This window comes from Megasphaera sp. ASD88, assembly GCF_002287425.1.
Taxonomy (GTDB): Bacteria; Bacillota; Negativicutes; order Veillonellales; family Megasphaeraceae; genus Megasphaera; species Megasphaera stantonii.
Genome location: NZ_NQXW01000012.1, coordinates 56,415 through 69,708, shown reverse-complemented (window position 1 = coordinate 69,708; position 13,294 = coordinate 56,415). Strand labels below are relative to the sequence as shown.

9 protein-coding genes and 1 pseudogene are annotated in these 13,294 nt (G+C 57.2%); all 10 read left to right on the top strand.

The genetic code is table 11. The features are described from left to right. Positions 1-118, top strand: a pseudogene (locus CJ260_RS13155) (IS30 family transposase); the annotation flags it as partial. 103 nt (positions 119-221) lie between these two features. Then, positions 222-1,337, top strand: a complete 1,116-nt coding sequence (locus CJ260_RS07695) for an acyltransferase family protein (protein WP_095629768.1) — start codon at positions 222-224, stop codon at positions 1,335-1,337. Positions 1,338-1,499: 162 nt separating this feature from the next. Continuing rightward, complete coding sequence (locus tag CJ260_RS07690; protein WP_087477594.1) at positions 1,500-2,093, top strand: DedA family protein; 594 nt, start codon at positions 1,500-1,502, stop codon at positions 2,091-2,093. Beyond that, positions 2,090-3,649 (top strand): glycosyltransferase family 39 protein, encoded by a 1,560-nt coding sequence (locus CJ260_RS07685; RefSeq protein ID WP_095629767.1) that lies wholly within the window; start codon positions 2,090-2,092, stop codon positions 3,647-3,649. Before CJ260_RS07690 ends, CJ260_RS07685 begins: the two co-directional genes overlap by 4 nt. Positions 3,650-3,659: 10 nt before the next feature. Beyond that, positions 3,660-5,273 carry a glycosyltransferase family 39 protein gene (locus CJ260_RS07680; RefSeq protein WP_095629766.1) on the top strand — a complete coding sequence of 538 codons (1,614 nt, stop codon included), beginning with the start codon at positions 3,660-3,662 and terminating at the stop codon, positions 5,271-5,273. 9 nt (positions 5,274-5,282) lie between these two features. Then, positions 5,283-5,987 carry a uracil-DNA glycosylase gene (locus tag CJ260_RS07675; protein WP_095629765.1) on the top strand — a complete coding sequence of 235 codons (705 nt, stop codon included), beginning with the start codon at positions 5,283-5,285 and terminating at the stop codon, positions 5,985-5,987. A gap of 242 nt (positions 5,988-6,229) precedes the next feature. Next, positions 6,230-10,786 carry a glutamate synthase large subunit gene (gltB, locus tag CJ260_RS07670; RefSeq protein WP_095629764.1) on the top strand — a complete coding sequence of 1,519 codons (4,557 nt, stop codon included), beginning with the start codon at positions 6,230-6,232 and terminating at the stop codon, positions 10,784-10,786. 194 nt (positions 10,787-10,980) lie between these two features. Beyond that, positions 10,981-11,832 (top strand): aldo/keto reductase, encoded by an 852-nt coding sequence (locus CJ260_RS07665; RefSeq protein WP_095629763.1) that lies wholly within the window; start codon positions 10,981-10,983, stop codon positions 11,830-11,832. Between the two features lie 16 nt (positions 11,833-11,848). Continuing rightward, positions 11,849-12,415, top strand: a complete 567-nt coding sequence (locus tag CJ260_RS07660; protein ID WP_095629762.1) for a flavodoxin family protein — start codon at positions 11,849-11,851, stop codon at positions 12,413-12,415. Positions 12,416-12,440: 25 nt separating this feature from the next. Beyond that, positions 12,441-13,292: an aldo/keto reductase gene (locus CJ260_RS07655; protein WP_095629761.1), complete on the top strand. Its 852-nt coding sequence runs from the start codon at positions 12,441-12,443 to the stop codon at positions 13,290-13,292. Positions 13,293-13,294 lie beyond the last annotated feature (2 nt).

Below are 13,294 nucleotides of genomic sequence, written 5' to 3'. Positions count from 1 at the left end.
CGTTCCAGAAGCCTATGTGCAAGCTGTTTTTGCAGAACTAAATCGCCGTCCCCGAAAATGTTTAGGATACAAAACGCCATACGAAGTACATTACTCTAAAAAGTTGCACTTAGCTTGACAATTCGCCCTTCTATCTTTAATATTTGTTTAGATAGGTATATTATAATGTATGTCAGCTTCTTGCGGAAGCTGGCCTATACATGAGAAAGAAGGTCTTACCGATGGGTAAACGCATACATTATCTGGATAATCTCCGCACCTGCCTGGTATTCGCCGGCATTTTCTTCGCCGCGCTGGGAAATTTCAGGCCCTTTCCGTTGCTGCATCCCTACGTTCCCGCTCCGATGCACTCCATCGAAGGGCTGGCCGTCGATTTCCTGTACAATTTAGCCATCGTATGCATCGTGCCGGCAATCTTTTTTATCAGCGCCTATTTCGGCGCGTCTTCGCTGCGCATCCACATGATCCGGCCCTATTTCAAGAGCAAGTGGACCCGTCTCGGCTGGCCCTGGCTGGCCGGTACAATTCTCCTGGCACCGGAGCTCCTGTACCTTGCCAGCCGGAGCTGCGGCAGTCACGGCGACGGCCCGGCGTTCTCGATCGTCCACCTGCCGTTCTGGTCTGCCTATTTCCAAAGCCCCTTCTTCTGTATCGGGCTGCTCCTGCTGTTTCATCTGACCTTGATGGGCGCAAAGAAATGGCGGCGTTCCCTCTTTCAGCGGGCGGCAGCCGCGCCTCCCTCAGCAGGAATCCTGGCCGGCTTCTACGCCCTGCAGCTCGTCGTGGCCGCGGCCTTCTTCGGGCTGCTGCTGGCGGCGCACCGCACGCCGGACCTTTGGTTCCCCCTGTATGTGCTGTACCTTGCGGCGATGAGCGGGCTGTACTTCTGCTTCGGCGTGTATGCCTTCAGGCATCGTTGGTTCACAGCCGGAGGCTACGTGCCGTCTGCCGTTCACATCATCGGCTCGGCCTTGCTGTTGGGCGTCATCGTCGCCTCGTCCTATATTACGATGGGAATTTCCGTATTTATTTCCGGCACGCTGTTTCCCTTGCTGCTGTTCTTTTCCATCCTGCAGCTTCCTTTGCTCCTGGCCTTGCTCGCCGCCTTTGCCAAATGGGGAGACGAAGAAACGGACAAGACAAAGCTGGCCGCCGGCCTGGCCTATCCGCTGTACGTCGTCAGCGACACGCTGATTCAGAACACGGCCTATTTCCTCCAGCCCCTGTCCCTCGGCACGCCGCTGAAATTCATCCTGACGCTGGCCTTATCGTTCCTCTACGGGTATATGATATGCAAATACGCCCTGCGTCATCTGCCTTGCTTCAAAACGCGCTGACACTTGCTGATTCATGCGTTTTGCGACGGTGATTTGCGTTTTTTGCATATTTCTATCAAATTTTCCGCGTTTTATGCTATGATAAGCATACGCGACGTTACGCAGTCTTTCTTCTAATAGTGATACTATATAATACATAGAGAACAGGAGTGCTTACATTACATGGACACGTTGTTGCAGCTTATGGAATCGTATGGGTATATCGCCATGTTCATCGCCATGGTACTGGAAAATGCCAATATTCCCATTCCCAGCGAAGTCGTCCTCGGCTTCGCCGGATTTCTCATTTCCCAAAACATCTTCGACTTTTGGACCACCGTCGTCATCGCCTGTCTGGCCGGCGTCGTCGGCTCCATCGTCAGCTACTGGCTCGGCTCGTACGGCGGCCGTCCCTTGCTGCTGAAATACGGGAAATACATCTTCTTCAACGAAAAGAAATTCAATATGGCAGAAACGATGTTCAATAAATACGGCGGAGCGGCCGTCTTAATCTGCCGCTGCCTGCCCGGCGTGCGGACCTTTATCTCCTTTCCGGCCGGCGTGGCCCGCTATCCCTTCGGACGCTTCGTCGTCTTCACCATCATCGGCACGATTCCCTGGACGCTTCTCCTCGTGTGGGCCGGCTCAATTCTGGGAAGCCATTGGAAGGACCTGATTCAGTACAATCACATCTTCCTCGCCGTCATCGTCGCCATCTGCGCAGTCTGCGCCCTCCTCTTCCTCTGGAAACGGCGCCGCGGGAGATTGGCAAAATGAAACATTGGCTTTTTGAAAATCGATACGGCCTGACGGTCGCCTGTATGGCAGCAATTATTTTGCTGCCTTTTTTGGGTATTGCCCCCCTGACGGATCCCAACGAGCCCGTATACGGGCAAACGGCCAAGGAAATGCTGCTGGCCGGGGACTGGCTTTCTCCCCGCATTTACGGCCAGTTCTGGTACGACAAGCCGCCCCTGTTTTATTGGCTGGAAATGCTGTCCTACAGCCTCCTCGGCATTTCCGACTGGTCGTCCCGCCTGCCCAGCGCTGTCGCCGCCGTCACGACGGCCTTATTCGTCTACGTCCAGGGCAAGGACCTGTTCAATCAAACCATCGCCTTCATGGCGACGCTCATCTTGCTGACCAGCGTCGGCTTCATGTACGTCGGCAAAGCCGCCGTCACGGACATGACCCTCATGCTCACCCTGACCGTCGCCATGATCTCCCTGTATCGGGGTAAATATTACCGGGCCTACGCCTTCTGCGGCTTGGCCCTGCTGGCCAAAGGCCCTGTCGGCTACGCCTTTCCGGCGCTCATCATGCTGCTGTATATGGCCGCTACCCGCCAGTGGGCCCTTCTCCGGACGATGAAAATTCCCCAGGGCCTCTGCATCGCCTTTCTCGTCGGCCTGCCGTGGTACGTATTTATGTATCAGACCCACGGCGATATATTCTTGCAGACCTTCCTCGGCTATCACAATCTCGTCCGCTTCATCGCGCCGGAACATCCGGGACAAAACAGTATTTTCTTCTTCATTCCCGTCTTTATCGGCGCGATGGTCCCGTGGATTCCGGCCCTGGCTCCGGCAGTGCGCCGCTTGTTCAAAAAACGCGACCCCTTTAACGATACGGTGCTGTTCTGCCTGATTTGGGCGGCCTTTATTTTCATCTTCTTTTCCCTGTCTCATACGCAGCTGGTCACGTATATCGCCCCGGCCTTTCCGCCGGCAGCCTATATCATCGCCTGGTATCTGTACCGCTGCTATCTGGAAAAGCGCCCGCCTCTCAGCGCAATCGCCGCCGCCTATATCCTGGCCGTTGGCCTGTTGCTCTGCAACGCCATTCCGCTGAACAAAGGGGCGGGATTTTTCGCCCAGCCGATTCTCATCGGCTCGGTCCTGCTGAGCACGGCCTTGTTCCTGCCGGCCTTCCTGCTGTACCGGCAGCTCTGGAAGCAGGCCTTCGCCTCTGCCGTCGTCCTCATGGTCGTCTTTTCCTGGGCGGCCTTCGGCTTCGTCATGCCCCGTATCGCCGAGCATACGACGTCGTACGAAGCGGCCTATATCCTCCACGACGTATACGACGGCCGGTCCGATTTATACATCGAAAAATTTCTCCGCCCGGGCATCGCCTATTACAGCAACCTGCACGGCATAGAGTGGCAAAAGGACGACCTGCCCGACTTCGCCGCCCTGCTGACGTCTCCCGATAAGGCCTATATCGTCATGACCAAGACGTCCTTCCTCAAGCTCAATCAAACGGTGCCCGAACTGCGGCAATACGGCATGGCGGCAGATCTGCCGGCTCAAGTCATTCTCATCAATCATCCATAGGAGGTATGCAATGAAACACCGCCCTGTATTTTTCCTGCTCGCCGTCCTCTGCTTCCTGTTTCTGCTCCTCGGCAACAGCCAGCTGGCCGTCACCGACCCCGTCGAGTCCAACTACGCCCTGACGGCAAAGGAAATGGTCTTGTCCGGCGACTGGATTTCTCCGCAGATTTACGGCACGTACTGGTTCGATAAGCCTATTTTTATCTATTGGATGCTGTGTATTTCCTACACGCTGTGCGGCTTTACGGATTTCGCCTCCCGCCTGCCCGGCGCCCTCTTCGGCACGGCGTCGGTCGTGCTGGCGGCATGGTATATGCTGCGCCGCACGGGCCGCATGACGGCCGCCCTCATCGTGGCTGCCATGACCGTGACATCTCTGGCCGTCTGGGCCATCAGCCATTCCATTATTACCGACCAGATGCTCTTCTTCTTCACGTCGGCGGCCATGTTCTTCGCCTATATCGGCCTGACGGAGGGGAAAAAATGGTACGTCGTCGCCGCCTACGTCATGGCCGGATTCGCCGTGCTGACCAAGGGCCCCGTCGGCATCGTCCTGCCGGGAACGTTCCTCCTCGTCTTCATCGCCCTGCGCCGCAATACGCAGTATATCAAGCGCCTCTTTCCGCCTATCGGCATCGTCCTGTTTCTCCTCGTCGTCCTGTCCTGGTACGGCACGATGTACGCCCGCCACGGCGCGGCCTTTATCGACGGCTTCCTGGGCTTTAACAACGTCGTGCGGGCTACGGTGTCGGAGCACCCGGAAATGAACGTCTGGTATTACTACGTCGTCCTCGTTCCCGTCAGCCTGCTGCCCTGGACCGGCCCCTGCCTGTACGGCCTGTGGAAACGGCGCGGCTGGACGGACGAATACGTTTTCATGACCGTCTGGGCCGTCGGGACCATCCTCTTCTACACGGCCATGGCGACGAAATACCCGACCTACGCCTATATCGCCAATATGCCGCTCTTGTACCTCGGCGCATTGGCCGTCATGGATCTCCAGGAAAAGAGCTCGTGCAAACTCTGGACAATCGTCACTGGCCCGGCTATCTTCTTCTGGCTCCTTTTTTTGGGAGCGGCCCTGTTCGCCAAGCCCGGCGCCGTCGTCCTGGGAGACCTGTTCTGGCTCATCGTCTTCATTCCCCTGGCCATGGCAATCCTCGTCTTCTCCCAATGGCAGAAGGCCCTGCCGGCAATTCCCATCGTCATCACGGCCGGCACCATGGTCATATACGGGCTTCTGACCTTCCAGGTATTGACGCCCTTTTATGAATACCGCTCGTCGTCAGCTCTCATCGAAGCCTCGTCGAAGTTCCCCGGCCAGATATATTTCTTCGAAGAATACCGCACGTCCTTCGTCTATTACACGGACAAGGGCGCCGTCTGGACCGCACCGGCCAGCTTTGACGAAAACGCCCGCCTGAAACGGGACGCCGTCTGGTCGAAAAAACATCTCTTCCCGACGGAAGAAGAACGCAGCGTCATGGATAAGCTGCAGCGCCGTGAAGCCCTGACCCTCATCGTGCCGCGGAGCCGGTACGACGATTACGTCGCATCGCCCTTCTTCCCCCTGACCCACCAGCTGGGAAAATTCGGAACGTACACCGTGTTTACGACTTTATAGGAGGCTCTTATGTCTACGATTGAAACCTTTCTCTCTTCACTGCGGCAGTATGAAGGCGACGGCGTGTATAATCCCTGGCGCGATTACGACGAGCGCTGCGACTGCGGCCCCGACGCGCCCCTCATCCGCAGCCGCCAGCTGACGGACTACCTGCGCCGCCGTATCGGCCACGCCAAATACCTCTTCGTCGCCGAAGCCGCCGGCTATCAGGGCTGCCGCTTTACAGGCGTAGCCATTACGTGCGAGCGCATGCTCCTGAACGCGCACAAGCAGGTGACCAGCGCTATGGTCCTGGGCTACGACGGCCAGCGGACGAGCCGTCCCGACTGCCCCTTTATGACCAGCAACCCCCAGCGGCGGCAGGGCATGAATGAACCGACGGATACGTACGTATGGGGAGCCATCCTGGACAACGGCCTTTCGCCGGACGACGTCATCCTCTGGAATATATTCCCCTTTCATCCCCACAAGGATTCGCCCTTCAGCAACCGCACGCCGACAGACGCCGAGCTGGCCGCCGGCCTTACGTACACACAGGAGCTCTTAGGCCTGTGCCGTCCCGATATCCTCATCGGAGCCATCGGCCGCAAATCAGCCCTCATGCTGGAAGAAAAAGGCCTGGCCGCCGCCGTCATGCGCCATCCGGCCAACGGCGGAGCCGGCTTATTCCGCCAGCAATTTGCCCAATGGATTTCTGAAAACGCCCGCCCGTAATTCGCGGCCGGGTGTTTTTTCATGCCCAAACAAAAGTCTTTATTTCTTTATTACAGTAAATCATCGTTACTTTACAAAAATATATTAGGTATTTTTATATATTTTCCGTAAATTATTCAAAAAGCCATTGCATTTTTATTATGAATTGTTTATAATTGAATGCAAACCTATAAGCGGGGCTGGAATATCACGCGCGTGCGGTTTTTCAGGCCTGTTTTTTTATAGAGAAGGGGGAACTATATATGTATAAAAAACTGCGCGACCTGCCGGAGCCGCAAGGCTTGTACGACCCGTCGTTTGAACACGACGCCTGCGGCATCGGTATCGTCGCAAATATACGAGGAAAAAAATCGTACGACATCATCGACGACGCCCTCACGATCTTGGAAAACCTGAAGCACCGCGGCGCAGAAGGAGCCGACGCCCAAAGCGGCGACGGCGCGGGGATACTCATTCAAATTCCCCACGAATTCTTCTGCCGCGAATGCGAAACCCTGGGATTCTCCCTGCCTGCCGAAGGCGAATACGGCGTCGGCATGATATTCGCCCACCGCTATGAAGAATTCCGCAAGAAACAAATGGAGGCCTTTTCAGACATCGTCCGGGCCGAAGGCCTGTCTATTTTGGGATGGCGCGACGTTCCCGTCGACGAAAGCCTGATTGGCAATATCGCCAAGACGACTCGTCCCCATTTCCTGCAAGTCTTCATCCAAAAGAGCCCGTCCATGACCAACCAGATGGACTTTGAACGCAAGCTGTATATCATCCGCAAGCTGGCCGAAAAGACCATCGTCCCCATCAGCCAGGAAAAGGGTACCGATTTCTACATCGCCAGCCTGTCGTCGCGGACAATCGTATACAAGGGCATGCTGACGTCGGTCCAGCTCCGCCATTTCTACCTCGACTTGTCCGACCTGGACGTCACGACGTCTATGGCCCTCGTCCACTCGCGGTTCAGCACCAATACCTTCCCCAGCTGGGCCAGGGCCCATCCGAACCGCTATATCGTCCACAACGGCGAAATCAATACGATCCAGGGCAATATCAACTGGCTCAACGCCCGCGAAAGCAAGTCGAAATCGGAATTCTTCCCCGATATGGAAAAGGTATTCCCCGTCGTCGACGCTACGGGCAGCGACTCGTCCATGTTCGACAACTGTCTGGAATACTTGTACATGACGGGCCATTCCCTGCCCCACGCCATGATGATGATGATTCCCGAGCCTTGGGAACGGGACCCGCTCATGAGCGAAGAAAAGCGGGACTTCTACCGCTATCACAACTTCATGCTCGAGCCCTGGGACGGCCCGGCGGCTATCGGCTTCTGCGACGGCACGGTCATCGGCGGCATGCTGGACCGCAACGGCCTGCGCCCGGCCCGCTACTACGTCACGCGGGACGACCGGGTCATCGCCAGCTCCGAAGTCGGCGTCGTCAACATCCCGGCCGACGAAATCCTCTACAAGGGCCGGCTGGAACCGGGCAAGATGCTCCTCGTCGACACGAAGGAACAGCGCATCATCGACGACGACGAAATCAAACGGCAAATCGCTACGGAACACCCTTACCACCAGTGGTACGAAGAGCACATCGTCCATCTGGACGACCTGATGAACAACCAGCTCATCACGGACAACGACACCCTGATTCCTTACGACCTGAAGGAGCAGGAAAAAGTCTTCGGCTATACCCAGGAAGACATGGACAAGGTCATCCTGCCCATGGCCCGCGACGGAAAGCAGCCCATTGATTCCATGGGCGTCGACGTGCCCCTGGCCGTCCTCAACGACAAGCCCCAGCTCTTATACGATTACTTCAAGGAAAACTTCGCCCAGGTTACGAACCCGGCCATCGACGGCGTCCGCGAAAACATCGTCATGGCAACGGCTGTCATGGCCGGCAACGTAGCCAACATCATGGACCCCAACGAAGAAGCCACGGCGGCATTGTACTTAAAAACGCCGCTCATTACGAATGAAGAAATGGCCGTCGTCAAGTCCCTCATGTCGAAGAAGCTGCGGGCCGCTACGCTGTCCATGCTCTATCCGGTCAACAGCGGTGCCGAAGGCATGGAAACGGCCATCGAATCCTTGTGCATCGACGCCTTGAAAGCCATAAAGAACGGTGCCAATATCCTCGTCCTGTCCGACCGGGGCGTCAACTCCCGCATGGCCGCCATTCCGGCCCTCCTGGCCTCGGCAGCACTGCACCACTACCTCATCGACAAGACGGTCCGCTCCGACGTCGGCCTCATCCTCGAATCGGGCGAACCGCGGGAAATCCACCACTTCTGCACCCTCATCGGCTACGGCATCACGGCCATCAACCCCTACATCGCCCTCGAATCCATCAAGGAACTGATTCTCAAAGGCAAGCTGGGCAAGATGACTTATGAAAAGGCCCGCGACAACTACATGGACGCCGCCGTCAAGGGCATCCTGGCCGTCATGTCCAAGATGGGCATTTCTACGGTCCACAGCTACCACGGCGCGCAGATTTTTGAAGCCGTCGGCATCAAGCAGGACCTGATCAATAAGTATTTCTGCAACACGCCGTCGCGCATCGAAGGCATCGGCATTACGGAAATCGCCAGGGAAAACGCCCTGCGCCACGAAACAGCCTACGGCTCCGACGACGCGCTGGAACGGGGCGATTTCTACCAGTACCACAAGGGCGGCCAGCCTCACATCATCGACCCCGAAGCGGTCCGCCTGCTGCAGAAGGCCTGCAAGGAAAAGAATTACGATATCTATAAGGAATATGCCGAACGGGTCAATACGTCTTCCATCTTCCGCCTCCGCGACCTACTGGAATTCGAATATCCCGCCGGCTGCAGCATTCCCATCGAAGAAGTCGAATCAGTCGACTCCATCGTCAAGCGCTTCCGCACCGGCGCCATGAGCTACGGCGCCCTCAGCAAGGAAGCCCACGAATGCATCGCCACGGCCATGAACCGCCTCGGCGGCATGAGTAACACCGGCGAAGGCGGCGAAGACGCAGCCCGGTTCAGCACAGAAACGAACGACAAAATCAAGCAGGTCGCCTCGGCCCGCTTCGGCGTGACTAGCAACTACCTCATCCACGCCGACGAGCTGCAGATCAAATGCTCCCAAGGCGCAAAGCCGGGCGAAGGCGGCCACCTGCCGGGCAGCAAGGTCTACCCGGACATCGCCAAGACGCGTCACGCCACGACGGGCGTCGCCCTCATTTCGCCGCCGCCTCACCACGACGTCTACTCCATCGAAGACCTGGCTGAGCTCATCTTCGACCTTAAAAACGTCAATCCCAAAGCCCGCGTCGGCGTCAAGCTCACGTCGGGAGCCGGCATCGGCACCATCTCGGCCGGCGTCGTCAAGGCTAAGGCCGACAACATCGTCGTCAGCGGCTACGACGGCGGCACGGGCGCATCGCCGCGGACCAGCCTGCGCCACGCCGGCCTGCCCTGGGAAATCGGCTTGGCCGAAGTGCAGCAGACCTTGCTTCTCAACAAGCTGCGCGACCGCGTAAAGGTCGAAGTCGACGGCAAGATGCTCACCGGCCGGGACGTTGCCATCGCCGCCCTGTTCGGCGCGGAAATCTTCGGCTTCGGCACGGCTCCGCTCCTGACCATCGGCTGCCACATGCTCCGCGTGTGCCACCTCAACACCTGCCCCTACGGCGTCTGCACGCAGGACGAAAAGCTGCGCAAGCGCTTTAAAGGCAAGCCGGAATACATCGTCAACTTCATGCGGTTCGTCGCCCAGGACCTGCGGGAAATCATGGCCCGCCTCGGCTTCCACACTATCGACGAAATGGTCGGCCGCTACGACTGCCTGAAGCAAAAGCAGCACGTCCCCAACTGGAAGGCTGCGACAGTCAACCTGAAAAACCTCCTCTTCCGCCCCTATACGGACGCTTCCGTAGGCCACCACTGCACTATGGACCAGGATCACGGCATCAACGCCACCCTGGACATGTCCAAGCTTATCCGCATGTGCCGGCCGGCGCTGGAACAGAAAAAGCACATCTGCGCCCGCCTGCGCATCAAAAACACGGACCGCGTCACCGGCGCCCTCTTGGGCAGCGAAATCACGCGGCGCTACGGCGAAAAGGGGCTGCCGGAGGATACGATCAGCCTGTCCTTCGTCGGCTCTGCCGGCCAAAGCTTCGGCGCCTTCATCCCCAAGGGCCTGACCTTATCCCTTGAAGGGGACGCCAACGACTACGTCGGCAAGGGCCTGTCAGGCGGCAAGATCATCGTATCGCCGCCGCGGGGCTCCGTCTTCCCGGCTGAAGACAACATCATCATCGGCAACGTCGCCTTCTACGGCGCGACGAGCGGCGAAGCCTACATCAACGGCACGGCAGGCGAAAGGTTCTGCGTCCGCAACAGCGGCGCGACAGCCGTCGTCGAAGGCGTAGGCAACCACGGCTGCGAATACATGACTGGCGGCCGGGTCCTCATCCTCGGCAGCACGGGACGCAACTTCGCCGCCGGCATGTCCGGAGGCATCGCCTATGTCTACGACTTAGAGCCGGCCAAGTGCAACCCCGACCTGGTCAAGCTGGAAGACCTGACCGACCCGGACGAACAGCAGTTTGTCAAATCGCTTCTGGAAAAGCACGTCGCCTACACGGACAGCAACCTCGGCCACATGCTGCTGGAAAACTGGGAAGACACCGTATCGCGGATTACGAAAGTCATCCCCGAAGCGTACGAAGAAATGGTCTCCCTCATCGCCCAGGCCCAGGCCGAAGGCCACAGCGAAGAAGAAGCCCATATGATCGCCTTCGAACAGAAACACGGCAAGAAAAAGTAAATATGCTTATTGCAGCGACAGCCGCCTGATACAGGCGGCTGTTTTTCGTCTGCCGTCTGCAGCGCTTTGACAATTCTGCATTTACCTTTAGTCAATACGTCGTAGCTTTTTTGGTTATTCCCCAGCAGAGACGGGCACCTTACAATATAGATATACACAGTTTTTCAATCGTCATAGCAAAAGGAGCGACAAACATGAACACAGTAACCCTCAACAACGGCGTCGCAATGCCCATACTCGGCCTCGGCGTATTTCAAATAGACGACGCGTCCCGCTGCGAACAAATCGTACGGGACGCCCTGCGCGCCGGCTACCGCCTCATCGACACGGCCGCCGCCTACGGAAACGAAGAAGCCGTCGGCCGCGCCGTCAAGCGAAGCGGCATTCCCCGCGAAGACATCTTCATCACGACGAAGGTCTGGGTGCAGGACTTCGGCTATGAACAGACGAAGCGCGCCGTCGCCGCCTCCCTCGAAAAGCTGGACATGCCCTATATCGACTTAGTACTGCTCCATCAGCAGCTGTCCGACTATTACGGCTCATGGCGGGCATTGCAGGAACTGTGCTGCCAAGGAACCATCCGGGCTATCGGCGTTTCCAATTTCTATCCCGACCGGCTGGCCGACCTCTGCGAAAACGCCGACATCCTTCCGGCCGTCAACCAGATCGAATGCCATCCCTTTTATCAGCGCGCCTACGACCTGGACGTCATGAAAAAGCTGCACGTCGCGCCCATGGCCTGGGGTCCCTTCGCCGAAGGCGGCCACGACATTTGGAATAATCCCATCCTGAAAGGCATCGCCGCAAAGCACGGCAAAACCGTCGCCCAGGTCGCCCTGCGCTTTACCCTCCAGCGCGGCGTCATCGTCATCCCCAAGACGGTTCACAAGAACCGGCTCATCGAAAACATGGACGTCTGGGACTTCGAGCTCGACAGCGAAGACATGTCCCAAATCGCCGCCTTGGACACGGGACGTACGGAAATCATCGACCACTTGAACCTCGATGTCGTCCAGTTCTTAAACCGTCATAAAATTCACGAGTAAACAGAAAGGATACATCATGAAAACGATTTTACTAGTCAACGCCAGCCCCAGAGCCAAGGGCAACTCGGAAATCATCACTCAAAATTTAGCGGAAGATCTGAAAGACCAGCGCGTCGTCGTCTTTACCATGCGGGACAAAGACTGCCGGTACTGCAAAGCCTGCGGCGCCTGCCAGGGAACGGAGGGCCAACGCTGCGTGCAGGACGACGACATTACGAAATTGCTGCCGGTCATCGAGGCCTGCGACGCCATTGTCGTCGCCACTCCCATTTACAACCAGCAGGTATCGTCGCTGGCAAAGCTGTTTATCGAGCGGTTCTATCCCTGGTTCGATTTCAGTAAAAAGGGCATGTCCAATACGGCGAAATACGGCAAAAAAGCGGCCCTCGTCTGCTCCTTCTGGGACAGCCCCAAAGAGGAGGTAAAAAAATATGCCGATTGGACAGTAAGCGGCTTTTGCCAAATGGGAGCCGAACAATTTCAAACCCTCATCTTCAACCATATCCCCAATGCCGGCGACGTCGCAAACCGGCCCGATTACTTAGAACAAGTGCATCAGCTCGCCTGCTGGCTGAACGAATAACCTGTATACCAAGGAGGATACTCAGATGGAATACATAACCTTACGTGATGGAAATACTATCCCCGCCGTCGGCTTCGGCGTATTTCTCATTCCCAACGACGGCAGCACCTATGACGCCGTGACGAAGGCCCTGCATCTCGGCTACCGCCACATCGACACGGCGGCGGCCTATTTCAATGAAGACGAAGTTGGCCGGGCCGTCCGTGACAGCGGCATCCCCCGTGACGAAATATTCGTCACCAGCAAGCTCTGGCTTCAGGACTACGGCTACGACGCCGCCTGCAAGGGCATCGATGCGTCCTTGAAAAAGCTGGGCCTCGACTACATAGACCTGTACCTGATTCATCAGCCCTACGGCGACGTGCCCGGCGCATGGAAAGCCATGGAAGACGCCCAAAAAGCCGGAAAGATCAAATCCATCGGCGTCAGCAACATGACGCCCAACATCTGGAACCATTTCGTTCCCCAGTTCGACACGATGCCGGCAGTAAACCAAGTCGAATGCCATCCCTTCTTCCAGCAGAAACAGCTTCGTGAAGCATTAGATACCTGCGGCACAGCACTGGAAGCCTATTTCCCCTTAGGCCACGGCGACGAAGCCCTTCTCACCCATCCCCTCGTCACGGCCCTGGCCCATAAATACAATAAGACAGCCGGCCAAATCATCCTGCGCTTCGAAGTACAGGAAGGCTTCGTCGTCCTGCCGAAGTCGACCAATCCTCAGCACATGGCCGACAATATCGCCATCTTCGATTTTTCCCTGACCGACGAGGACATGGTGCGGATACGCGGCCTCGATACGGGAAAGGGCAGCCACGACCCGGAAACGCCGGGCATGGGCGACATGCTGCTGAATGCGTATAAGGTACATGAGTGAAG